Raw genomic sequence first — 24171 nt, forward strand, 5'->3', positions numbered from 1 at the left:
GGCTGGGAGCAACCTGCCAGCGCCAGCGCCACAACTAACATTATTTTTTTCATCGTTCCTCTTAAGCGCCACCAGCAGAGGCGCGGGTTGTCACTGGATTTTTTGTTTAAGGGACAGCAGCGCATCAAACACCAGCACCGCGATAGCCAACACGGCCACCAGCGCCCCTAAAGGCATCAAAATTGAGTCTTGCAGCACGCCGTTATCGTCAATGTAGCTTGATGCGTCCCCCAGCAGCAGGGAGGCAATACTGAGGACGAACAGCACGATCCAGAGCAAGCGGCGGCGCGGCATAGTTTTCAAAGGTCACTCCTGTCAAAAAGGTAAAATTTTGCCCTGAGCTCATAGCTCAGACTGGGCGGAGAACTGCACGGCCAGCTCCAGCGGATCTGGAGTTTTCACCAGCGGAGCGACATACAGCCCACGGCGCACTGGCTGTGCTCGGCGGCCAGCTGGTTGAGTTCGTTGTAAACGCACGCCCTACGCTCCATAACCGTGGGCATACACTGGATAACGGCCTTTGGGATGGCACGCTCGTAACGGTATGTGGTTCAAAAGTCCCCCTCACCAGACGTGAGCTGATAGCCGGACAGGAATGATTGCGCTGTCGCCTCGTCGCTCAGCAGATAACGCGCCTCTTCAATGCTCATGTTCGGCTTGTGGGCTTGCTGTTCCACCAGTTCATACAACATGTTGAGCTTGCCCGTGTCGTGAATGCGGCCATGCTTCATTCCGTCCTTGCAGGCCTCCATCATCATGCCGGTCGTTTCAACCGTTCGGATCGGGGTGTAAGCCAGCTTAGGCTTTGCCTTAAATACGGCTTCAATATGTGCGAAGGCCTGTTCTACGGCTTCTTCGCAATTATGTGCGTGGTGTTTTGCGCACGCGGGCAGTGATACCACGGCAATAATTGCCGCAGCGATTAATTTGGATGTAAACATTATCGTTTCGTTAAATTAAATATTATTTAGCCAACCCTGACACTTCGCTTTATCACTAAATAATTTCGTCATGCTTTCGCAATCGGGAATCTTGCCAGGTAATTATCAATAACACGTAATCACAGCGGCACTGATGCGACATAACGCGATTAATTCCCCGTAGTTCATTCCTGACGCGCTTCACATGCTCAATAAATACGGTTTTATGCACGGGTATATGACCTCACAAAGGCGATATAGGCAGTAGGCCACCAGCGCCAACCAACTCCAGCCCCCCCCAGCCGCAGCGCCCAATTGCGCGTTGGTAAAAACGTTGAGTGGAGTAGCCGAGGTAATCGTCAGGCTTATTCATCGCCTTCCGGCTTGCGCTGCTCTTCGCGGCGCGGTGGTTCTGCATCCTGGCAGGGGTGCGGCGGTAACGGGGCTGAGTTTGGTTCTGTCATGGCCATCACCTTAGTTGCAGCGCGTTCCACCGAAACCGTTCGGTGTACAGTGAGTAGACTGGCCGTTTGGGGAGGTAATGCGGGTGCCACCAAAGCCATCAGACTGAATGCGGGTGCCGTCGCTGCCGCGCAGACCACCAAAACCATCGCTGTTGTAGTTCACGCTGTTACCATCAGGCGAGATGACTCGCTGGCCGCCGAAACCGTTGGATTGGATACGCGTGCCGTCATTGCCGCGCATACCGCCGAAACCGTCCGGCGTATAGTGTTGGCCATCACTGCAACGGGTACCACCAAAACCATCGGGGTTGCAATTATTTGCCTGGGCGGCAGAAACGAAAACTAAAGATAATGCTAAAGACAATGCGAGCTTATTCATCATTTGTTATTCCAGAAAAGTGATATTGTTAATAAAACGTTTGTTTGTTTATTTTTGTTATTTCGAATGAAACGAAAATAATAAAAACCTGCCTCTTTGTGCAGTGCGCATAATGTTTACCATAATAGGCACCGCAGAATTATCCATTTTTTAAATATATTACAGAGAATAAATCCGACTATGCCCATGAACGGATCTTGTCTTCCAGCCACCATCTTCAAAGTAGCGCTCATTGCGAGCCTCAGTTGCTTGCTCAGCTTTCTGCTGTGTGTTCCAGTCATGGACGGCCTCACGGTTCGCCAGTTCGGGCAGCGCTTGCTCTTCTGCGGTTGGCTCACGAACGAGAATAGGCCTCGCAGTCATAAACCGCGCTCCTGCGCACGTAGTCAAACGGGATGTGCTTCACCAGCTGCGCTGGTGCCATCATATGCCACCCGTGCGGCCGTCGGGAAGTCGCGAGCCTGTTTACTTGCCCGGTAGATGTCGCGCTGATCGCACGCAAAGGCGTGCATTTCAACCTGGTGAGTGCTGGTATAAAGCGAACTCTACCGCGTGCTGTCAGGCGTATGCAGGCGCAGCAGCACGTTGTCACCAGATCGGACAATTGTGAAATTGTGCCCCTCGTTAACGTGGCGCTTGATGGTTTCACGTATCAGGTCTAAACGTTCTTGTCCTTCCATGCTCAATTGTCCTCCAAGGCTTTAAAAGTGTGTTCGTGGCGAGCGTGCAGGGTGTCAAATTCTGCGTCCAGGCTCGCTTTGCGTTCTTCCCAGCGATCGTGCGCAGCCTGGAGATTAAGCCAGAACTCAGCCCGCATACCAAACAGATCGCCCAAAGCAGCGGCCTCTGCTGCGCTCAGGCGGCGTTTTCCCTGCATCAACTGCTCAACAACTCCCAACGCCTCAGAGAGGCGCTCAGGCGCTATTTGGGGGTGATCGTTAAATTCCTTTGTCAGCATTTCGCCAACGGTGGTCGGCTCGCGGGTAATGGTGTCCATCAGAACGGCTCCCCGCGTGCCAGTCTGGCGATCAGCGCTTCCCCTTCTGGGGTGAGCTTCGGTGGGTTCGCCCAGACCTTCGAATACCAGAACATCTGTTCACCGCCGTCCAGGTGCGCAATGACGCGCCACTCGTCGCCAAACAGGAACCAGCGCCAGCCTTCCGGCAGCGGGTGCAGGTGTGCAACATGGTTTTCGTGCATATCCGGTGTAGGCCAGCGCTCAATCTGGCGCAGGAGCGCTTTTGCTTCTTCAAAGTTCATGATTTGTTACCCCATATGCGGCGCTGTAGCCGCTTGAAAATATTCTGTTCGCTGTACTCTTCTTTCAGCGACTCAAAGGCCGCTTCATCCTGGGTTTCGATGATTTTGGCCGCCTTCTCGTCCAGTTCCGCACTGATAGCCCGTGACTCTTCCAGCATGTTGGACATCGCGTTACCCATGCCGGACATCGCGCGGTTCATGGACTCGTTCTGTCGGCGGGTGCGCTCTTCTTTGGTCGGGGCGCTCCTTATCCACTCGTTTTCCGCCTGGATCCGGTCAAAGATGGCTTTCTTTTCCTCATTGAGCAGCTGGAAGCCGACCAAACCAAACTCCCAGTGACAAGCCAGCGGATACTGGTCAATAAACATCACGGGTTTACCGCCCATCTTATCCAGGGCATCCAGCCGCTTCCGACGTACGCTTTCGGACGGACTAAAGGTCAGTTTGGGGAATAACGGCGTGATCCCCGCGTCCTGTTTCAGGCGTTCGGCAACCTCCTGCATGTCAAAATACAGTCTGTCGATTACCACAATGGCTGGCCGCGTGGCGCTGCGCAGCTCGTTGACCAGATCTGCGTATAGAACGTCTTTCACTTTGAACCTCTCTGATACTCGTCCCAGCGTGCGGCCAGGCGGGCTTTGTCCAGGTTATAAATCAGGGGGGAGATCACGCGGCCTTCATACTCTTCAAACTCAACGCCTGGTTTGAAGTGAACGGTCAGCGTTTCAGGGTTAATGCCCATCAGGTGGCGGTCAAACAGCTTGTGCAGAGTCGGTGACAGCAGGATGCCGTTGCCGACGCTGTAGCAACCCAGATCTGCGCCTTCAATGTGTGCCGCTTCCAGCACGCCCCCCAAGTGTTTACCGGACACGGCGCAACGGTCTGCAAAGTTTGTGCGAACCATTGCCCGAAACTCAGCCTGTACTGCCGCGTCACGCTGGCGCACCAGGCGCTCGGCGGATCCACCTTTCAGCTCGCGGCCATCGCGCAGCGGCAAGGATACCGGCACGACAAACTCCACAACTTCTGGCGTGGCAACTTCAACGGCCGTTACCTCAATCACTTCGGGTTCGGCCAGCTCTACCGCTGCCGTTTCGTTGACAGCTGCCGGAGCAACGGCGGAATCATTTGCCGCAGGCGCGGTGATGGCAGCAGCCAGGAATTGTGCGAGCAGCTGCTCGGCCGTCTGGCCGCTATCACGGTGTTTATGTACGAACATCGCAAACTCGCGACGGCTTGCAACGGGAACCATCTTCATGGCCTTTTCAATCCCCGCCAGCTTGCCGCTAGTGGTGGCCTCTTTCGGCTTTGGCAGCGGCAGATCGTAGGTTTTGATGGTGGCCGCAGGGGTGTTTACCCCCTTTAACGGCTCCATGCTTCCGCTATAGCTAACTGCTTCCGGCTTCGCTACTGGGTTCTGATGCAATACCGCCCCAAAGGTCAGTTTCTTTTTAGGTGCGTTTGGCCCCGCTTTGCCGCGGGCAACCGCCCACGCATCCACCGTGTGGGTTGGCGACCTTTTTTTCAGCAAATGAGTGGTTTTGCTTCTGAGCTTGCCCGACTTCGGACGGCCTTGTACTGGAGGGGTTACGGCAGGCGGGAAGCTCGCGGTTTCAACCTTTTCCTCGCTGGCTTTGCTTCGCTGTCGGTGTTCTTTGGCTCGAAGGCGCTTGACCTCCATCGTACGGGACTGGCCGACCAACGAATCTCGTTCCATTTCGTACGTGACCTCAGCAACGTTTTTTCCGCGTGCCAACTGGATGGTGATGTTCTTCCAGATGGAAACGCCCAAGTGCTGGACTTTCGAAATGTTGAGGTTGTCCATAACCTCGTTGGCTTGCGTAAGACGCAGTTCTTCCTGCTTGCGTGCTGCGATCTGCTCAGCGGTTAAGGGTTTTAATGCCTTGCGTTTCTTCGCCATTGTTGCCTCTTGCCCGGTAGCCGCCGGATGGTTAGTTATTCAACTCTTGCAACAACCGGGTGTTGATATAAAGGCGCTCACGCCCTGTCGTTATTTCCTCCAGCACACCGATTTCTACAAGCTGTTTGAGGTAGGTTGATGCCGTCTGACGCTTAGCTATGACCAGCGTTCAAACTTTGGTGTTTCCCATAGTAACACTCGTCCTCCACTCATCAGTTACAGGTTAGAATGGCGCAAAACCTCATTCCTGGTGACCAGCCTTGGCACCAGACACGCTTTTAAATGGAACAATCGTATGCCAACTGATTATACCTACGAACGTGCACGTCAGGCGAAACGCAGAGCACTTCGCTCCAGCTCTCGCTGGATGCAAGGATATGAAAATCTGCAAAGCCCTGTCCCGGCAGAAAGAATCCGAGGAATTCTTGCCATGAATGAAATCACGCTGACCACTTTCGCGAAGGCGATGAACATGAGCCTTTCAGCCTGTCATTATCTGGTGTACGGCAGCTCGCGGCTCACCCCAGAAACAGCCTTTCGACTCAGCTATGTATTAGGCGGAACGCCCGAGCATTGGCTAAAAATGCAAAATGAATACGAATTGCTGCAGATCAAAGTAGATAAACGCTTACTGACACGCCTGGACCCAATAATATTTAAGCTAAATAAATCATACAGTTGAAAGTAAATTACTGAGCGAAAACATAATGATCATTTTCCAATATGCTCATTAAAAATCGCAAAAAAACCAATATATAAAATGATCCCCACCTGCCAAGTCTTGTTGTGACTGGCTTTAGCCGTAGTGATCACGTTTCACCGGATGTGAAAAACGCGACCGGATACATTTTTTGCGAATGATCTGGGCAATTGTGATAGCCAAACATCTATGCACACTCCTCCTAATTACAACGAACCGTGCCAAAGGAGTCGCTGTGGCACGTTGTAGAACTGCCATCGGTGTGCGTTGTTCGACTGGTTCCGAAGGAGTCCGTACGGGTGACGTCACCATTGCTACCGCGCATCGTTCCGAAACTATCCGTACGCCAACTGTTACCATGGTTATCGCGGGTAGTGCCAAATGAATCAGTTCGATATGTGCTACCGTCACTGCCTCTGGTGGTGCCAAAGGAGTCTGTCCGATAAGTTGTGCCGTTGTCACAACGTGTTGTGTTGAAACTGTCAGTGCGACAGGTTGTCGCCTGCGCGGTACTCCCAACCAAAGCCAGCGCAATTATTAGATATTTCATTTCATCATGCCTTATGTATGTTTTCTGGAGTAAAGTAACTACCGTATCTCAGCTTAAACATTTACTCGGATAACTTTCGTGGGATGTACCACTTCGGCCAATACTCAAATCTGATAACCCTGTGCTTTTTGAAAAGTATAGAACTCACAGCGGGAGCCATTAAAATCGTCGAGCACGGTAGTTGCTGACAGATAAATAACTGCTCGTAAAACATAAGAAACAGCCCTGACTCCAGCGCATCAGTTTCAGCAACATCGATAATGTCCAGCTTGTTCGCTAAACCAAATCTTCTGCACCAGGCTGATAACGCTCTTCCGCTGAATTAAGCTCATATTTTGACAAGCATTACCTCCGTCCGAACAAGTTCACGACATTGTGTTCCTGCTGTCGTTGATAGCTATTGACCCGGTCTTCCCAAACCTCAAGCGCCCTGCGCTTTTCAGTAAGATAATCATAACGGTCATAGTGTTTCGAACTGACATCATTCAAAGCATGATTCTGGATACGGTCACGGATCTCTTTACTGATTCCTGCTTCCCCCATCAAAGTCTTACAGGTGCGGCGCAAATCGCGAGCAGTGAAGACCTTAAACTCCGGATTGAATGCGCGGAAGTACATGATGGACCGCGCCAGGCTATCAGTACGTACTGGCCGCTCTCCGTCTGTTGAGAGTGGGAAGATATAGGGACTACCACTTTCCTTCATTAACTCTTTTACAGAAGCCAGCTCCGCTAGCGCCGATTCCGTAAGTGGGATCAGATGCTCACGCTTATTTTTCGATACATCTGCAATCACCAGCAGTGTCTTCTGCTGCCAGTCAATCGCACTCCACTGACTTGCAATCATTTCAAATGGACGCTGCCCACCCGCATAAACACAGAAGCGAATAAGATGCTGCATCAGTGGCCCAACGTTGGTAGCCTGTGCGAACTGTTCCATAACAAAGCGCAGTTCTTCAAGCGTTAGCCATGTATCACCGACTTTTTCCGCCGAAGATTGTTTCGGTATAGCCGATACCGGATTCACTTCTAGACCGAAAGTAATACCCACGCTGGTGTTCATCGGATCATTATCCGCTTTCAGGCCGTAATTAAACGCCGCCATCAGATATGATCGAATCCGATTAGCATGTACGACTGCATCGCGGTGTATAATGACTGAGAGGATGTTTTTGATCTGAAGAGGTGTTACATCCTTCGCTTTGGTCTCGCGAGGAATGACCGAATAGCACTCTTTTTCAAGACGCTTCAGTACATCGGCCCAAGTCCGCTTGTTGTCGAGTTTCATCTTGTTAACGTAGCCATGCACCAGTTCTTCGAACGATCCCTGTGAACGGTGTAGCTGCATGGTGTGCTGCTCGGCCAGACGTTGTTGCTCAAGCTCTTGCTGCGGATCTTTGCCCTCAATAAGCCAGGCGCCATACTTTTTTGCCAGCTCATTGGCTGTCACCAGCTTCATCTCAGGCCAGATACCAAGCTGGATAAATTTCTCTTTCTTGCCTTTATCAACGTAATAGCGGAAGTAAAAAACCTTACTGCCCGAAGGCTGCACTTTTACACCAAGCCGCCCAGCGCCGCGTTGGCCACTATTACTCCACTCATAGTAGGACGTGCTTTTAGGTTTAAGCCCGCGTATTGCCGTATCCGTTAAATGCGTTGCCACGTTATCACCTGTAATTTTCGCTTACCTGACCCAATCAATATTTGGGTCAGGTAATGGGTCAGGTAACGATATTACTGCCACGGACATTTGCGAACAAACCAAAACAACAACAAAGACACAACGCCATGATTTATAGCAATTTAAAGTGCAAATCAGAACAAATCAGAAAGTTCGAAAAAATAATCACGCTATGACTCATAATCGCTTGGTCGCTGGTTCAAGTCCAGCAGGGGCCACCAAATTTTAGCTTTAGAATCATCCAGTTAAGCCACTCCCGCGAGTGGCTTTTTTGTTACTTAATGCATGGGTGAGGCAAAAGTGTCGCACAAAAGTAAGAGTGCTCCCTCCCCTCAAGATTATGACAAGCCCTCTCCACATAACTACTACGCCAAAAAGTTGCTTTCCGTAGACTTTTGACTTTAAATTCCCGCGACAAATGAAAGGGAAAGATAAGTAATGGATAAACAAGCCAGATCAACTCATTTACGTGAATGCTTACGTCAGGAAGTAATGATGAGTTCTAAGACATTTTCGTGGTTCAGTGTGCTGCATAAAGCTATCAAATGCCCGGATCGCCGCTTCCACTTCTGGTGGCGCATCGCGTCGCACTGGCATCGCTCGGGCAACAAGTTCCTGAAAAAACGAGCCGCTAAATTAAACAGAAACCTCATTTTCAAATATGGAACTGAGATTCAGTTGGGGGCGCACATCGGACCCGGCATGGTGATTACTCATCATCACGGGATTGTAATAAATGGTTCGGCTGTAATAGGTCATTCTCTCCGGATAAGACAAAACATCACGATTGGCATTACCGGCGCGAATGTTAATAAAGGACCAATATCCATTGTAATTGGCAACAACGTCAGTATTGGTGCGGGTTCCTGCATCATCGCAGATAAGATTCGCATCGGTGACAACGTTGTAATCGGCGCTATGTCATTTGTGAACAAAGACATTCCCAGCAACACCACCGTCTATAGCGAAAAGACTTTGCATGTCATGTCTAACAAATTACATGCAGCATGAGCAGACACTGCTACACATTTCAGTCGAATGAAAGCCCCTCGCCTGCCCGTGTAGCTCCCTCAGCCGGCTGACCCCTGAGGTTCCCCTTCACAACCCCTAAAAACTAAAGAAATCCCCCATCGCGCCGATCATCATCCGTGTGTATTATTTCCTGTAGCGTTGACCACAACTACCCTTAACTCAAATACTTAAGCGCCAGAGCGAAAGGCATCATGAGCACACCGATCAAACGGCTAGAAATCATTAAAAATGCCATTGAGCTGGAAGATGACGACATCATCCAGAGCCAGCTGAAACGCCTCAAAGATGAAGCCTTTGACGATGATCTCCTGTCCATCGTCGCGGCGCTTGAGCAGCAAAACTACACCGCTGCCATCCGCGCTATCACCGCCTGGCTGCAAAGCCAGCGTGCCGTTGCCCCGTGGCGCGATCCGCAGCTGGCGGCCAGCAAGCTGGAGCTAAAAGCCCTGGAGGAGCGCCTGCGTGACCTGATTGACCGCCGTAACGCCCGGGTGCAGCAGCTTGATGAGTTCAACGATCTCTATTTTTCGCGCCTCGGGCCGCTGATGCAGCAGATCCTCGCCCTGCGTAAAACGCTGGCGGAGCTAAACCTGCGTCGTCAGCAGGCGGAGTCGCGTCGCCGGGAGGAGGATTACCGCCGCTGCCAGCGCTATATGGCGCAGGCCGTGGAGGTTCTGTCGACGCTCACCCAGCGCTGGCAAGAACTGCCTGCGGATTCCGTTCAGGCGGCAGAGGCGCGCAAGCATCTTCAGCAGCAAAGTCATCTTATTGCCACCCTGCTGGCCGAAGCGCAGGAGCTGGAGACCGGACTAACGCGTGAAGAAGAGCCGGCGCGTCAGGCGCGCGATGAGGCCAACGAAGAGTACAGGAAGTATCGCGAACAGCATCATGATGCCGAAGTGCGCCTGCGTAAAGGCAAGGCTCTTTCTGAAGAGGATCGGAACGAACTGAAGCGGCTCTGGCGCCAGGCGAGCAAGCTATGCCACCCGGATCTGGTTGCCGATGACCTAAAAGAAGAAGCCAACCGGATGATGGTGCAACTCAACCAGGCCAAACAGCGCGGCGACGTGAAGGCCATACGCTCGCTGGTCGCCCGTCTGCAACACGGGTTCGAACCGATGATGGCGAGCGACAGGCTGAACGACCTGGAACGTATTCGTAAAAAGATGGCGCAGGTGCGTGAGCAAATCGACGCCCTGGTGAGCGAACTGGCAGAGCTGGAGAAGGAAGAATCCTGGCTGCTCGTCTCGTCGCTCAGCAATATGGAAGCCTACTTTGCCCAGCAGGAGAAAGCGCTGAAAGAGGTATGCGCCTCGCTCGAACATCAGGTGAGCGAAGCGCAACTGGATCCCGCCGCCTGACTATTTTGCGTGCCAGTACGCGCTGGCACGCACCAGCTGCGGGTCAATCGCATCGGTTTCAAACTGACGGCTCAGGCTTTTCACCACCTTTCCCTCTCCGGTCAGCCAGATAAAGTAATCCTCTTCCGGCACGGTCAGCGCGGCCAGATGCTCCGCCACCGCCTGCTCGCTGTGGCCGATAACCCAGGTGATGTTGAACTCGCTCAGGTGCGCCAGGTAGTCTTTATACGACGCATCGCCCACGGTGACGATGGCGTGGATCGCCGGGCGAACCGGCAGTTTTGCGATGCCTTCCAGACGACGGCGCAGCGCGGGCATGCCCGACTCGTCGCACACGTACAGCTGCCAGGCATAATCTTCCGGCACCACCAGCGAACCGCGCGGACCGCCGATGGTCAGCTTGTCGCCCGCCTTCGCCTCTACCGCCCAGTTGCTGGCAATGCCGCCATCATGAACGAAGAAATCGAGCACCAGCTCATTTTTTTCGTCATTGTACAGCGGAGTGTAGTCACGCGCCTGCGGGCGCACGCCGTCGCCCCAATTAATGCCTTCATCGGTGACGACAGGCGGCACGAAGGTCGTGCCCGGTGCCGGGAAAAAGACTTTGGTATGGTCGTCAAAGCCGCGAGAGCTAAAGCCCTCCAGCGCCTCGCCGCCTAACACAATGCGCTGAAATCCTGGGCTGACGCGCCCGGCGCGGAGCACGTTCAGCTCGCGAAAACGCAGATCGTTGCGGACACGTTGAGGGTAACGGGTAGATGCCATGGTGATGCCCTTCTCAGGTGAATACGATATATCGGAATGAATTTTTAATGATAATGATTGCTATTAACTCAGAAATCAAGATTTTTTAGATTGCATCTGAATATATCTAAGATATAGTTTAGATATATCAAATTGAGGAAAAAACATGCGACACGAACACGACGGGGGTGGACGCAGGCCACGATTTTTTGGCCATGGCGATTTACGGCTGGTGATCCTGGACATCCTGATGCGCAGCGCGAGCCACGGTTACGAGCTGATTAAGGAGATCGAGAACCTGACGCAGGGTCATTACACGCCAAGCCCCGGGGTGATTTACCCGACGCTGGATTATTTGCAGGATCAGGCGCTGATCGCCATTACCGAAGAAGAGAACGGCCGTAAGCGGATCGCGATTAACGCCGCCGGAGAGCAGTGGCTGGAAGCTAACCGGGAACAGCTGGAGCAGATCCAGACGCGTATCAAGGCGCGTTCCGTCGGGTTCCAGCTGCGCAAGAACCCGCAGATGAAGCGGGCTTTAGATAACTTCAAAGCGGTCCTGGATCTGAAGGTGAACCAGGGAGAGCTCAGCGACGCGCAGCTCAAACAGATTATCGGCGTGATTGACCGCGCAGCGCTGGAGATCTCCCAGCTGGATTAAGCCAGCACGCCGTCGCTCACGCGGAACACGCGCACCAGCTCTTTCAGGTGCATCGCCTGTTCGTTCAGGGATGCCGCCGCCGCAACAGACTCCTCCACCAGCGCGGAGTTCTGCTGGGTGGTGGCGTCTATCAGGCCAATCGCGCTGTTGATCTGCGAGATGCCTTCCGTCTGCTCGTGGCTGGCCTGGCGGATTTCACGCAGGATAACGTCCATCTCCTCCACGTTACCGACCATCCCGTTGATAAGCCCGCTGGCTTTCTCCACAAGGTTCATGCCGTCCTGCGTCTGGCTTGTCGAACTTTCGATCAGCTGGCGGATCTCACTTGCGGATGTCGCACTCTTCTGCGCGAGCTGGCGCACCTCGCCCGCCACCACCGCAAAACCACGGCCATGCTCACCCGCCCGGGCCGCTTCGACCGCCGCATTCAGCGCCAGAATGTTCGTCTGGAAGGCAATGGCATCGATCAGGTCGATAATGTCGGACATACGGTTCGATGTTTCGTTAATCAGGCGCATTTTGCTGGTAACCTGCTTCATCATCTCCCCGTTGTTTTTCACCACCGCAGCCGCATCGGCAGACAGGTTGGTCGCTTCCCCGGTGTGCGAGGCGGTGTTCTTCACCGTGGCGGTGATCTGCTCCATCGACGCCGCCGTCTGTTCAACGGAACTGGCCTGTTCCTCCGTGCGCGCGGCCAGATCCTGATTGCCGGCGACAATCTGCGCGGCGGCGCTGGAGATGTTTTCCGACCCGGTCTGCACCTGCTGCACAATCTCCAGCAGGCGCGTTTTCATCTCCATCAGTGCGGTAAGAAGCAGTCCGGTTTCATCTTTACCGTGCGAGGTAATGCTGCGCGTCAGATCGCCATCGGCAATGGCTTGTGCAAAATTCACCGCGTCGTTCAGCGGTCGGGTAATGGATCGCACAATGAGCCAGCCAATCAGGCTGGCTGCCACGACGCTGAACAGCGTAATCACGATCAGCAGGAGACGATTGGTGCGGAAATCGCCTTCCACCTGCACGCCCGCGCTCTGCATTGCCCGGTCCTGGATCGCAATCAGCGCCTGCACTTTCGCTTTGTAGGACTGTTGCAGGTTCAGGGTGTTGGTCATCATTTCGTTTATCGCAGCCGCACGGTCGTTATTCTGCACGGCCTGCAAAATGCGATAGCGTGAGTCGAGATATTGCTGACGTACGCCGCGGATATCCGCCAGCGCCTGTTGAGATTTCTTATCCTTGAGAGCGTTGTCCAGCTCGCTCAGGATTGCGGTGATGCGCTCGCTGATCGCCTTCAGGCGCTGCTCTGACTGCGTCGTGTACGTCCCCTGTTCGTCCAGCAGCATAAGCTGCTGTGTGCTTATAAATTCCTGGAAGTTGTCGATTAGCTGGTTCGCTTTAACCGTGGTTGGATAGTCGCTGGTAAGGATGGTTTGCATTCCATTGTTTGCCCGATTCAGGCTCATCAGAGACAAACTTGCGCTGACGACCATCAGGACAATAAATAATCCAAACGCCAGAAATAATTTCGTGCCGATCTTTACGTCATGTATGAACATATTTACCCCATCGATGTGATTATTTCTCAGACGATCGCTGTTATCGGAAGAAAACTTGCTAACTTTATGACTTTGATCGTTTTTTTTCTTTTTCACTCGTAAGGAAGTCGGGGCACAAGAATTAAAAATCGGCAGGTTTTTTTAGTTACTTAATATTTCATTAACAACATAACTTATACTGAAAAACAAAAAAGCCGTTTACCCCCGGGGGAATAAACGGCTTTTTCGAAGCAGGCATTTCTTAATGCAGCACGGTAACCGCATCTTCAAGGCGTCCGGCCCGGTGCTTAACCATCGCGGAAATCTGTGCGCTCTCTTCGACCAGGTCCGCATTTTTCTGCGTAATGCTGTCCAGCTCCGCCACGGCACGCGTCAGCTCGGTCAATCCCGTGGCCTGCTCGGAGGTGGAATGGCTGATCTGCGCGATAAGCTGCGTGACGTTTTTCACCTGCTCGACAATATCATCCATCGTACGACCCGCAGCGTGTACCTGACTGGCGCCGGACTGCACTTTGCTGGCGCTGGCGTCGATCAGCTTGCGAATATCGTTCGCCGCATTCGCGCTGCGGCTGGCAAGATGGCGCACTTCGCCTGCCACCACCGCAAAGCCTTTCCCCTGCTCGCCCGCGCGGGCCGCCTCAACCGCAGCGTTCAGCGCCAGAATATTGGTCTGGAAGGCGATATCGTTGATAAGAGACGTAATTGAGCCAATGCGCTGGGTACTGTCGGCAATGTCATCCATGGTTTTCACCACGGTCTGCATCACGGTGCCTCCCTGCGTGGCCGCGCTGCTGGCGGCCTTCGACAGCTTGTCGACTTCGGCTGCGGTCTCAGAGTTGCTCTGCACCGACGCCGCCATCTGGTTCATTGTGGCCACGGTCTGCTGCACGTTCGCCACGGTCTGGCGCGTGCGGTCGTTGAGATCTTCATTGCCCTGCGCCAGCCTGTCGCTACCGTCGCGCACGCTCACGACCTGGCTGGACACGTCGTTGATCAGCCAGCGGCACATCAGCCCCAGCTGTCCGACGGCCCGCAGCGTCAGGCCCAGCTCGTCGCTGCGGTTAAGATGCTGAACGCTGTTACGCTCTCCGGTGGCGACCTTCAGCGCCTGGCGCGCCACGTTTTCAACCGGGCGGACGATTTGCTGTTCAAACACCAAAGTGCCAAGCAGCATCACCGTGGCCGCCGCTACCAACGGCGTCCATCCCGCAGCACTGGCAACCAGCGTTGCGGCCATCACCGCAAACAGCACCGCCATTACGCTACGCACGCGCCAGCGCAGCGGCATCGCCGGTAATTTACCGAGCCAGCCTTTGCGCACCACCAGCCCTTTATGAATGCGTTTTTTGCAGCGTCCTTCGTTGAGCGCCTTGTAAAGCGGCTCCACCGCAGCTATCTCCTCCTCCGTGGCGCGAGTACGAATCGACATATAGCCTGTCTTCTGGCCATTACGCACCATCGGTACCGCATTCGCGCGTACCCAATAGTGATCGCCATTTTTACGTCGGTTTTTGACAATCCCGCTCCAGGGCTCGCCTTTTTGCAGCGTGTACCACATGTCGGCAAAAGCCGCTTTCGGCATATCCGGATGGCGCACGATATTGTGCGGCTGCCCAAGCAGCTCCTGGAGCGTAAAGCCGCTCACCTGCACAAAGGTGTCGTTAGTGTGGGTCATGTAGCTGTGGAGGTCGGTGGTCGACATAAGCGTGGTGTCATCGTCCAGCGGATATTCATTCTGGGTGACATAGTCAGGAGAGGACATAGCGAGCATCCCTTGCAGGTTATTTGAATGTTAATTTTGTGGCTTATGTTTTTTCGGCGATAAAAAATTTATCTTTAGTTGTTAAATATGATTGAGATCGCAAATTCGGGTTAAACCGCACTTTTCGTACGTTTTTCTAATTAATTGATTTAAAATACTTTCGCAATGAAACTACCCACAAAGCATGATCCTGTAATGCACCCTTAAGTCGCATTCCCTGCCCTGGAGCAGTGCAATTGCTGAAACCTCATCACCGGCCCGTTATCCCTTATTCCGTGCGGCGCGCAATGGCATGATTAAATATTGCGCAACTTTGATTTAACCTGGCGTTTATCCCGATTTTCGTTAAGCCCTCTGAGGTGGCGTAATCCCTGCAATACTTACCTCAGTATCATGTGATACGCGATCCCCGGGAGCATATTTTGAACAGGTTACCTTCCAGCGCCTCGGCTCTTGCCTGTACCGCGCACGCACTGAATCTCATTGAAAAGCGAACGCTCGATCATGAGGAGATGAAACAACTTAACCGAGAGGTCATTGATTACTTTAAGGAGCACGTCAATCCTGGTTTTCTGGAGTACCGCAAATCTGTTACCGCCGGCGGGGATTACGGAGCCGTAGAGTGGCAAGCGGGCAGTCTGAATACGCTTGTCGACACCCAGGGACAGGAGTTTATTGATTGCCTGGGTGGTTTTGGTATCTTCAACGTGGGGCACCGTAATCCAGTTGTGGTTTCCGCCGTACAGAATCAACTTGCGAAACAACCTCTCCATAGCCAGGAGCTGCTCGACCCGCTTCGCGCCATGCTCGCGAAAACGCTGGCGGCCTTAACGCCCGGCAAGCTGAAGTACAGCTTCTTTAGCAACAGCGGTACGGAATCGGTCGAAGCGGCAATCAAGCTCGCCAAAGCGTACCAGTCGCCGCGCGGGAAATTCACCTTCATTGCCACCAGCGGCGCGTTCCACGGTAAATCCCTGGGTGCGCTGTCTGCGACCGCTAAATCCACCTTCCGCAAGCCGTTTATGCCGCTGCTGCCGGGCTTCCGCCACGTGCCGTTCGGCGACATTAACGCCATGCGTACCGTGCTGAGCGAATGCCGTAAAACCGGTGACGACGTGGCGGCGGTGATCCTGGAACCGATTCAGGGTGAAGGAGGCGTGATTTTGCCTCCGCTGGGTTACCTGCCCGCCGTGCGTCAGCTGTGCGATGAGTTTGGCGCGCTGCTGATCCTCGACGAAGTGCAGACCGGGATGGGGCGCACGGGCAGAATGTTCGCCTGCGAGCACGAGAACGTCCAGCCGGACATTCTGTGTCTGGCAAAAGCGCTCGGCGGCGGCGTGATGCCGATTGGCGCGACGGTTGCTACCGAGGAGGTGTTCTCCGTGCTGTTCGACAATCCGTTCCTGCACACCACCACCTTTGGCGGTAACCCGCTGGCCTGTGCGGCGGCGCTGGCGACCATCAACGTGCTGCTGGAGCAGAACCTGCCCGCGCAGGCGGAGCAGAAAGGCGATATGCTGCTGGACGGCTTCCGTCAGCTGGGCCGGGAATACCCGGACCTGGTGCAGGAGGCGCGCGGCAAAGGCATGCTGATGGCGATTGAGTTCGTTGATAACGAAATCGGCTACAGCTTCGCGAGCGAGATGTTCCGCCAGCGGGTTCTCGTGGCAGGAACGCTCAACAACTCGAAAACCATTCGCATTGAACCGCCGCTGACGCTCACCATTGAGCAGTGCGAGCAGGTGCTGAAGGCGGCGCGCAAGGCGCTGGCGGCACTGCGGGTAAGAGTAGAAGAAGTATGATTAAATCCCTCCTCATAGGGAGGAGGGATTTATATCCACTCTAATTATATTTCAATTTGTAATTAAACATGGCGTATTGAAAATTACGCTTACATCATTCAAAAGCATAATTCCCGTATAAAAATTAATATTTAAATATTATAAAATGACAGAGCTCAATAACAATACAGAAATATAACCCCCATCAATTGCACCTTACAAAATCAGGCTAAACAGTGCATCAAACATACTCTACCATTCTAAAAAACAATAAATTAATAATTAAAATCCATTTAAGATTTTCTAATCAAAAAAACAACCAGTAATGAATTGATATAATATTCTTTGCCTCATAAAATATTCTTCGGAACATCACAAGAATGTGCAAAACACAGCATAATGTATGATTCTGTATATTTAGTCTTTTTAAGCTGAAGAGTATTGTATTACGTCACCTTCAATTTTGTTTCAACTTGACAGAAAACTGTTTATTAAAAAGGATTTGTATGAAAAAGCATGTTTTAGCAATGGTTGTTGCTGCATCTATGGCAAGCGGCGTGATGATGAACGCACAGGCAGAAACTACCTCAGTCAACGGCGGTACCGTTAACTTCGTCGGTCAGGTTGTTAACGCAGCCTGTTCAGTTGCTGCCGATTCGGTCGACCAGACCGTTATCCTGAGCCAGGTACGTACCGTGAAGCTGACTCAGAGCGGAATGCTGGCGAACCAGAAAGAAGATTTCAACATTAAACTGGAAGATTGCGACAGTACTGTTAGCCAGAATGCAGCGGTTATTTTCAACGCGCAGCAGGATGCCACTCAGCCGAGTGCCATGGCGAACACGGCGGGTGCAGGTTCCGCACAGAATGTAGCTTTGCAGCTGTTTGGACCGGACGGTAAAAACCTCGACCTGGGTGCTACCTCTTCTACAATTGGCCTGATCACTGGTGAAAACATTATCCCATTGAGCGTTGACTACATCGCTACAGGTGCAGCAACCCCAGGTAACGTATCATCTACAGCAACCTTCCAGATGGTTTATTCCTAATCGAAGTTAGATGCTGTCATCCCTCCTTCATACGTCTGTATGAAGGAGGGATTTTTAATATAACTGTCCGTTTTAAATAGATTAAATACATAGACTTAAACGGCATGTTTTATTCTATGTATTTGATTATGTATTCAATGAAGTGATATATAAATGAAACGAATTAATACTGTATCTTTGATAACAAAGCTGATTACGCATTCTTTTTTATTCGCGGCTACGGTGCTGACCACGGCTCACGCTGGGGGTATAGGTCTGGGCGCAACGCGTATTATTTACCCTCAGGGAGATAAACAGATTTCGTTACCTATTACGAACTCTTCGCAAAGCAATGCTTTCCTGGTGCAGTCGTGGGTTGCGAATGCCGATCAATCGAAGTCCCCGGATTTTATTGTTACGCCCCCACTTTTTCTTATGCATCCTAAAAAAGAAAACACCATCAGGATAATGTACGCTGGCCCAGATTTGCCGACTGATAGAGAAAGCGTTTTTTATTTCAACAGCAAAGCCATCCCGGCGGTGGATAAAAGTAAGTTACAGGGAAATACGTTGCAGATTGCGACACAGAGCGTCATTAAGCTTTTTATTCGCCCGAAAAAATTGCCTACGCCGTCAATTGACGCGCCAAAGGCGCTGCGCTGCACGGTCAGTAACGGCAAATTGACCATCAAAAACGCGTCGCCCTATTACGTGTCGCTGGTGCAATTCAAAGCGGGAAACGCAAAGTTAACCAATAACATGGTTCCGCCAATGAACAGCCTGGTCGTTGATCTTCCTGCCGGTAGTGGGAGCCAGGTGACGTTCCAGACAGTTAACGATTTCGGTGCTACCACCCCTGTTCAGACATGCCCTGGAGCATAACTTTCCCGGAAAAATACCGAACATAGCGCGTCGAAGCAGGCAGAGAAAAATGAAGTTTCGCAAGTATCAGACAAGGATAGTCAATCATCGTTTGGCCCCTCTCACGCTGGCCATGTTTGGCGCATTCGCATCCGTTAATGCGGATGCGGGCTATTATTTCAACCCTGCCTTTCTTTCCAGCGATCCTGCGGCGGTTGCTGATTTATCACGTTTTAGTAATGCTGGTCAGGCGCCAGGGGTCTATCGCGTGGACGTATGGCTGAATGACAATTTTTTAGCCACGCGCGACGTCACGTTTAACGTGCGCAAAAATTCAACACCTACGGATGACGATACGGGGCTGACGCCCTGCCTCTCACCTAAATCACTTGATGCGATGGGGGTAAATGTCGATGTCTTACCCGGTATTAAGGACGAGAAAGCGGGCAATTGTGTAGATTTGCCGGTAGCCATTCCCGCAGCTACCACGCTTTTTGATTTTGAACACCAGCGCCTGAATATCAGTATTCCGCAAGCGGCGCTGCGTAATAACGCACGTGGGTACATTCCTCCTGAGCAGTGGGACGAAGGCATTAATGCCTTGATGCTGAATTATGACTTTTCGGGTTCGCACAATCACAATAGCGGTAATTATGGTTCGACGGCGGACAACTATTTTCTGGGACTTAACAGTGGAATAAACCTGGGGCCGTGGCGGCTGCGGGATTTCTCTACATGGAGCTATAACAGCAGCGGCTCAGAGACCTACACCAACTGGGAACACATTAAAACCTATATTGAACGTGCCGTTATCCCGCTAAAAAGCAAACTTACCCTCGGCGAAAACTATACCACGTCGGACGTCTTCGACAGCCTGCCATTCCGAGGGGTGCAGATCAATTCTGATGACAACATGCTGCCTGATAGTATGAAAGGTTTTGCACCGACCATTCATGGGATCGCCAAATCTAACGCCCAGGTCACCATCAAACAAAACGGTTACACCATCTATCAAAGCTATGTTCCGCCAGGGGCGTTTGCCATTAACGATCTGTACCCCACCTCCTCCAGCGGTGATCTGAACGTGGAGGTCAAAGAATCTGACGGAACGATCAACAGCTACTCTGTGTCTTATTCCGCGGTTCCGGTTTTACAGCGTGAAGGCACCGTAAAATATGCCGCAACCGCGGCCCGCTATCGCAGCAACAGCGATCAGCAGGAGGACACTAACTTTGTCCAGGGGACGCTTAACTGGGGGTTACCGAAAGGATTTACCGTCTACGGCGGTACGCAGCTGACGGAAAAATATTCTGCCTTTGCGTTGGGTACCGGGGTGAACCTGGGAAATTTTGGCGCCGTATCGGCCGATCTCACCTCCGCACAAAGCGAACTGAGCGACGGTAGCTCACATAACGGGCAGTCAATACGTTTCTTATATGCAAAATCGTTGAATGGCATGGGCACCAATTTCCAGCTGTTAGGCTATCGCTATTCCACATCCGGTTTTTATACCCTGGATGAAACCACCTATAAGCAAATGAAGGGTTATGTCGGCCAGGACGATCCCAACGACCACGCCGACGACAATCAGTCCGTGTGGACCGATTATTACAATCTGTACTACACCAAACGCGGCAAGCTCCAGGCCAATATTTCCCAACAGCTGGGCACTGCCGGGTCGATTTTCCTTAACGGCAGCCAGCAAACGTACTGGCATACCGACGAAAAAAATACGCTTGTTCAGCTGGGTTATAGCGGAACGGCTGCGGGCGTAACCTATAACCTTACCTACAACTACAATAAATCCCCTGGCATGCGCGATAGCGATCGTATTTATTCCTTAACGCTCTCCTTCCCGCTCAATCTGTGGCTCCATCCAGGCGGGGATGTGACCAAACATTTAAACAGCATTTATGCCACATACGGCATGAGCACCGATAACGACGGCAGGGTCAATAATACTGCTGGCGTCAACGGAACGCTGCTTGAAGACAATAACCTCAGCTACAGCGTTCAGCAGGGTTATCAGAACCAACATACCGGTGCCAGCGGAAGCATCAGCACGGAATACGATAGCGCCTACGGTAATGCGAGCCTGGGATACAACTACAGCAACAATGGCGATTATCAACAGATCAATTACGGCCTCAGCGGCGGTATCGTCGCGCATCGCAACGGCATCACCTTAAGCCAGCCGTTGGGGGATACCAATGTCCTGATCGCCGCGCCCGGCGCAAGCAATGTTAAGGTCGAAGAAGGGCCCGGGATCCACACCGACTGGCGAGGTTATGCGGTTGTGCCGTATGCCAGCGCATACCATCGTAACCGCATGGCGCTGAACACCAACTCGCTCAGCGACGATCTGGACATTGACGAGGCCGTTACCCACGTTGTTCCAACCCAGGGTGCCCTGGTACGCGCCACCTTTAAGGCGCGCTCCGGAACGCGCGCAATGATTTCACTCATGCATAACGGGCGCCCTGTGCCCTTTGGCGCGATTGTTACGCGCAGCGATGAAGGTGGGGACACCATCGTAGGCGATAACGGCGAAGCGTATTTGTCTGGGCTGGGTGAAACAGGGAGTCTGACAGCACAATGGGGCGACACAGATGATAAAAAATGTGTTGCCATTTATAAGCTAAGTGAAACAAAGCAATCCCTCGTGCGTTTAAAAGCGGAGTGCCGATAAGTGAAAGTACGCATTATTTTTTTATTGCTCAGCCTTATGGCTTCTACGCAATGTATGGCAGTGGTCTGCTGGAACTATACACACCACACTGCTAATGTGAATTACGATCTGACGACAACGCTGACGAAAGAACAAAACCAGTTGGGGCAGGCCGTTGAACTGGTTAAATCGCAGGATGTGGGTGTGAATGCCATATGTGACGCCCATGTGGATGGCGATGCGACAACTTATCGCTCATACAAGAATACCTACCCGGTGATTTTCACGGAAGACCAGTGGCAGTATATGAGTCTCGACCCGACCTATATTGCAGGGGCGATGCGGATAACCGATTCCGACATTGGTGAATATTATCCTCCCAGAGACTATATCCACATGGGTAAAGATTACAGGGTAGATCAAGAAGAATATGGCGAGCCTTTCCCTGTATACGACTCCAACCTGGTATTTCGGTTAAAAATTATTAAACCTTTTATAGGTACAGTCATTATCCCCAGCAAGGTAATGTTTAATGTATATGTTACCACCAAGAATACCGACCCGTTGAGTTATATTGTTTATCAAATAACGTACAGCGGTGCGGTCACGGTCCCGCAAAACTGCACCATTAATGCGGGGCAACTCATTACGGTTGACCTGGGAAAACTCAACAGTTCTTCATTCACGACCGCGGGTGAAAAGCCCTCTAACGCAGCGGTAAAAACCTTTAATGTTCCCATCGAGTGCAGTGCGGACGTGATTTCGCCTGCGCATCTCACGCTTCGACTGGTCGCGAACGCAGACAGTAACGTCGGCGAGGCGCTCGCCACAGATAATAAAGATGTCGGCGTGGTGGTAACCAAAGAAAATGGCGCCGTCATGATACCTAACGACGCATCCAGCGCCGCTGATTTTATTACCGACGAGTCGGGTCATGCTGATGTCACGTTAAAAACCTACCCCATCAGCACAACTGGGAACGCCCCGGCAGAAGGTCTCTTCACTGCGTTGGCCTGTTTACGTATCGATTTTGCGTAAGGGGGAAAAATGAGAGTCTTGTATTTTGTCGTGATGCTGTTATCTGGGATACCAATAACGTACGCCGATGATGAAGCAATAATTAACCTCCAGGTATTCGGCACGATTATCGGCGAATCTTGTGAAGTTGATGTGAACAGTAAAGAACAAACTGTCGATCTAGGCGAATTCGATACATCGGTATTTCCTGCTTCCGGAGCAACGTCGCCGAAAAAAGCGTTCACGATCGATCTTAAAAATTGTTCACGCGCCATTCAGGGGACAAAAATCTGGTTCAGCGGTATAGCGGATACCAATAATCCTGACCTGCTGGCGCTCAGCGACACGGGTAAAGGAACGGCTGGCGAAATGGCGACGGGCATTGGCGTAGAGCTTCTTAATGCCGGAATGAACCCGATTAAAATAAATAATACGGAATCCGAAATTTATCCCTTAAAGCAGGGAGATAATAGCCTGACGTTTAATTTACGGTACAAATCAACCTTGCCCGAGGTCACGCCAGGGAATGCTACGTCCATCATGTATTTTGATTTGCTCTATCAGTAGGATGCGGAAATGAAAAAGTTTTGCACAATAATATTCACCGCGCTTTTTCTGGTGCCGTTTTTTTCAGCGCGAACACTGGCACACGACGGAACAATTTATATCACTGGCGTTATTCACAAAAAAACGTGCAGTATTGCGCCAGATTCTCAGAGCCTGACCGTCGCAATGGACAGTGTGCAAAGTAAATATTTCACCCAGTCAGGTATGGGCGCTGATTATCATCCGTTTGCTATTAATGTAGAAAACTGTGCCGGAACAGCAGGCTCTGTCAGTATTACCTTTGACGGTACGCCAGATACAGCAAACCCCGATTTACTGACGCTCATCGGCGGTGAAGGTTACGCAACCGGTATTGGCATAGGAATTTACAACCAGGACAAGTCGCTCATCTCTATGGGAAGTAAAAGCCAGAAGACGTTGATTATTCCTAATCAACGCGACGCGACTCTCCAGTTTTACGCCCGCTATGTAGCCACCGCAAATGAGGTCACCACGGGAACGGCAAATGCGACGACAACCTTTATTCTTAATTATGCGTAAGTGTGTTTATCCGGCGAAGATCCTGCTTCTCGTTTTTCTCTCCACCATCATGCTTCAGGCGCAGGCTGGCGTGGTGATCGGCGGAACGCGGTTTGTCTATCCGGAACGCGAGAAATCGATCAGCTTTTCCGTGCGAAACCCTTCTGACGAATCGTATCTGATTTACACCAAAGCCGAGCCGGGTGGCCTGTGGACTGGGGCGGATGCCCCACACGGGCTTCAGTCCGCATTTGTGGCCACGCCGCAGCTGTTCTCATTGCGTCCGCAGCGCGAAAACACGATTCGGCTGATATTTACGGGGGGAACGTTGCCCGAGAACCGTGAAACGCTGTTCACGTTAAACGTTGCGGCGATCCCTTCCGCTAACCCGCACACCACGGGTGTGCAAACCGCGGTACGTTCACGCTTTAAACTTTTTTATCGGCCCACCGGGCTCACCGGCAATCCTGATGATGCTTATCAGGCCCTACGCTGGTCGCGAAACAAAAATAAGGTCGTTGTGAATAATCCGACGTCTTACTACATCACGCTTTATCAGCTCAGCCTCGGCGATAAGCGCATCGCTGATGGCGGCCTTGTCGCCCCTTTTAGCGAGCGAGCGTTTGAGGGTTGTCCAGACCCAGGGGTATGCCAGGTGCGCTGGCAAGCGATTAATGACTATGGACGCATTATGCCTGTTCGTAGCGTCCTGGTCCCGTCTCTCTCTTTTACGGAATAAC

The 24171-nt window shown here is 52.0% G+C and carries 26 protein-coding genes and 1 pseudogene; 12 read left to right on the top strand and 15 right to left on the bottom strand.

Annotated elements, in window-relative coordinates; translation table 11 throughout:
- Positions 1 to 90 precede the first annotated feature (90 nt).
- From DBR02_RS07070 to DBR02_RS07110, 11 genes and pseudogenes are all read right to left on the bottom strand, one after another.
- The gene (locus DBR02_RS07070; RefSeq protein ID WP_129741625.1) at positions 91 to 303 is read right to left on the bottom strand and encodes a DUF3955 domain-containing protein; all 213 of its coding nucleotides are present in this window, start codon (positions 301 to 303) and stop codon (positions 91 to 93) included.
- A gap of 39 nt (positions 304 to 342) precedes the next feature.
- Entirely contained in the window at positions 343 to 477 is a 135-nt protein-coding gene (locus DBR02_RS27110) for a hypothetical protein (RefSeq protein ID WP_256134841.1), read from the bottom strand.
- A gap of 74 nt (positions 478 to 551) precedes the next feature.
- Positions 552 to 941 carry a hypothetical protein gene (locus DBR02_RS07075; RefSeq protein ID WP_107533874.1) on the bottom strand — a complete coding sequence of 130 codons (390 nt, stop codon included), beginning with the start codon at positions 939 to 941 and terminating at the stop codon, positions 552 to 554.
- A 453-nt stretch (positions 942 to 1394) separates the two neighbouring features.
- The gene (locus DBR02_RS07080; protein ID WP_107533876.1) at positions 1395 to 1766 is read right to left on the bottom strand and encodes a hypothetical protein; all 372 of its coding nucleotides are present in this window, start codon (positions 1764 to 1766) and stop codon (positions 1395 to 1397) included.
- Positions 1767 to 1922: 156 nt separating this feature from the next.
- Complete coding sequence (locus DBR02_RS07085; RefSeq protein ID WP_107533878.1) at positions 1923 to 2126, bottom strand: hypothetical protein; 204 nt, start codon at positions 2124 to 2126, stop codon at positions 1923 to 1925.
- 182 nt (positions 2127 to 2308) lie between these two features.
- On the bottom strand, positions 2309 to 2443 hold the full coding sequence (locus DBR02_RS27115) for a hypothetical protein (RefSeq protein ID WP_256134842.1): 135 nt from the start codon (positions 2441 to 2443) through the stop codon (positions 2309 to 2311).
- Positions 2444 to 2445: 2 nt separating this feature from the next.
- Entirely contained in the window at positions 2446 to 2760 is a 315-nt protein-coding gene (locus DBR02_RS07090) for a helix-turn-helix transcriptional regulator (RefSeq protein ID WP_233157704.1), read from the bottom strand.
- Complete coding sequence (locus tag DBR02_RS07095) at positions 2760 to 3023, bottom strand: hypothetical protein (RefSeq protein ID WP_107533882.1); 264 nt, start codon at positions 3021 to 3023, stop codon at positions 2760 to 2762. Before DBR02_RS07095 ends, DBR02_RS07090 begins: the two co-directional genes overlap by 1 nt.
- Positions 3020 to 3616 carry a hypothetical protein gene (locus DBR02_RS07100; protein ID WP_045910015.1) on the bottom strand — a complete coding sequence of 199 codons (597 nt, stop codon included), beginning with the start codon at positions 3614 to 3616 and terminating at the stop codon, positions 3020 to 3022. Before DBR02_RS07100 ends, DBR02_RS07095 begins: the two co-directional genes overlap by 4 nt.
- Complete coding sequence (locus tag DBR02_RS26960) at positions 3613 to 4944, bottom strand: HNH endonuclease (protein WP_233157705.1); 1332 nt, start codon at positions 4942 to 4944, stop codon at positions 3613 to 3615. Before DBR02_RS26960 ends, DBR02_RS07100 begins: the two co-directional genes overlap by 4 nt.
- 31 nt (positions 4945 to 4975) lie before the next feature.
- Positions 4976 to 5104 (bottom strand): annotated as a pseudogene (locus DBR02_RS07110) (Fic family protein); the annotation flags it as partial.
- Positions 5105 to 5239: 135 nt separating this feature from the next.
- Here DBR02_RS07110 and DBR02_RS07115 point away from each other — a divergent pair.
- Positions 5240 to 5626: a HigA family addiction module antitoxin gene (locus tag DBR02_RS07115; protein ID WP_107533884.1), complete on the top strand. Its 387-nt coding sequence runs from the start codon at positions 5240 to 5242 to the stop codon at positions 5624 to 5626.
- 913 nt (positions 5627 to 6539) lie between these two features.
- Here DBR02_RS07115 and DBR02_RS07125 read toward each other — a convergent pair.
- Positions 6540 to 7856 carry a tyrosine-type recombinase/integrase gene (locus tag DBR02_RS07125; protein WP_107533888.1) on the bottom strand — a complete coding sequence of 439 codons (1317 nt, stop codon included), beginning with the start codon at positions 7854 to 7856 and terminating at the stop codon, positions 6540 to 6542.
- A 456-nt stretch (positions 7857 to 8312) separates the two neighbouring features.
- On the opposite strand from DBR02_RS07125, the gene DBR02_RS07130 reads away from it, so the two are divergent.
- A complete protein-coding gene (locus DBR02_RS07130; protein ID WP_107533890.1) occupies positions 8313 to 8885 on the top strand; it encodes a serine acetyltransferase in 573 nt (190 codons plus the stop codon).
- Between the two features lie 212 nt (positions 8886 to 9097).
- Entirely contained in the window at positions 9098 to 10267 is a 1170-nt protein-coding gene (locus DBR02_RS07135; RefSeq protein ID WP_107533891.1) for a DNA repair protein, read from the top strand.
- Here DBR02_RS07135 and DBR02_RS07140 read toward each other — a convergent pair whose 3' ends face one another.
- On the bottom strand, positions 10268 to 11032 hold the full coding sequence (locus DBR02_RS07140; protein ID WP_107533892.1) for a siderophore-interacting protein: 765 nt from the start codon (positions 11030 to 11032) through the stop codon (positions 10268 to 10270).
- A 145-nt stretch (positions 11033 to 11177) separates the two neighbouring features.
- Between DBR02_RS07140 and DBR02_RS07145 the strand changes: the two genes are divergently transcribed.
- Complete coding sequence (locus DBR02_RS07145; RefSeq protein WP_107533893.1) at positions 11178 to 11672, top strand: PadR family transcriptional regulator; 495 nt, start codon at positions 11178 to 11180, stop codon at positions 11670 to 11672.
- Here the strand turns inward: DBR02_RS07145 and DBR02_RS07150 are convergent.
- Both DBR02_RS07150 and DBR02_RS07155 read right to left on the bottom strand, forming a co-directional pair.
- Positions 11669 to 13228 carry a methyl-accepting chemotaxis protein gene (locus tag DBR02_RS07150; protein ID WP_107533894.1) on the bottom strand — a complete coding sequence of 520 codons (1560 nt, stop codon included), beginning with the start codon at positions 13226 to 13228 and terminating at the stop codon, positions 11669 to 11671. The genes DBR02_RS07145 and DBR02_RS07150 overlap by 4 nt on opposite strands.
- Before the next feature lie 241 nt (positions 13229 to 13469).
- On the bottom strand, positions 13470 to 14990 hold the full coding sequence (locus tag DBR02_RS07155; protein WP_107533895.1) for a methyl-accepting chemotaxis protein: 1521 nt from the start codon (positions 14988 to 14990) through the stop codon (positions 13470 to 13472).
- A 422-nt stretch (positions 14991 to 15412) separates the two neighbouring features.
- Between DBR02_RS07155 and ygjG the strand changes: the two genes are divergently transcribed.
- The 8 genes from ygjG to DBR02_RS07195 all read left to right on the top strand — a co-directional run bounded on the left by ygjG (position 15413) and on the right by DBR02_RS07195 (position 24170).
- Positions 15413 to 16792 carry a putrescine aminotransferase gene (gene ygjG, locus DBR02_RS07160; RefSeq protein WP_173937190.1) on the top strand — a complete coding sequence of 460 codons (1380 nt, stop codon included), beginning with the start codon at positions 15413 to 15415 and terminating at the stop codon, positions 16790 to 16792.
- Between the two features lie 485 nt (positions 16793 to 17277).
- Entirely contained in the window at positions 17278 to 17820 is a 543-nt protein-coding gene (locus DBR02_RS07165; protein WP_107533897.1) for a fimbrial protein BcfA, read from the top strand.
- Between the two features lie 153 nt (positions 17821 to 17973).
- Positions 17974 to 18681, top strand: a complete 708-nt coding sequence (locus DBR02_RS07170) for a fimbria/pilus periplasmic chaperone (RefSeq protein WP_107533898.1) — start codon at positions 17974 to 17976, stop codon at positions 18679 to 18681.
- Between the two features lie 49 nt (positions 18682 to 18730).
- Positions 18731 to 21349: a fimbrial biogenesis usher protein gene (locus DBR02_RS07175; RefSeq protein ID WP_107533899.1), complete on the top strand. Its 2619-nt coding sequence runs from the start codon at positions 18731 to 18733 to the stop codon at positions 21347 to 21349.
- Positions 21350 to 22366 carry a fimbrial protein gene (locus DBR02_RS07180; RefSeq protein ID WP_162301175.1) on the top strand — a complete coding sequence of 339 codons (1017 nt, stop codon included), beginning with the start codon at positions 21350 to 21352 and terminating at the stop codon, positions 22364 to 22366.
- A gap of 9 nt (positions 22367 to 22375) precedes the next feature.
- Complete coding sequence (locus tag DBR02_RS07185) at positions 22376 to 22912, top strand: fimbrial protein (RefSeq protein ID WP_107533900.1); 537 nt, start codon at positions 22376 to 22378, stop codon at positions 22910 to 22912.
- 9 nt (positions 22913 to 22921) lie between these two features.
- Positions 22922 to 23452 carry a fimbrial protein gene (locus tag DBR02_RS07190; protein ID WP_107533901.1) on the top strand — a complete coding sequence of 177 codons (531 nt, stop codon included), beginning with the start codon at positions 22922 to 22924 and terminating at the stop codon, positions 23450 to 23452.
- Positions 23418 to 24170: a fimbrial biogenesis chaperone gene (locus DBR02_RS07195; RefSeq protein ID WP_233157706.1), complete on the top strand. Its 753-nt coding sequence runs from the start codon at positions 23418 to 23420 to the stop codon at positions 24168 to 24170. The genes DBR02_RS07190 and DBR02_RS07195 overlap by 35 nt, the downstream gene beginning before the upstream one ends.
- The last annotated feature ends 1 nt before the right edge of the window (position 24171 follow it).

The sequence above is a fragment of the Enterobacter cloacae complex sp. genome (assembly GCF_900322725.1).
Taxonomy (GTDB): domain Bacteria; phylum Pseudomonadota; class Gammaproteobacteria; order Enterobacterales; family Enterobacteriaceae; genus Enterobacter; species Enterobacter quasihormaechei.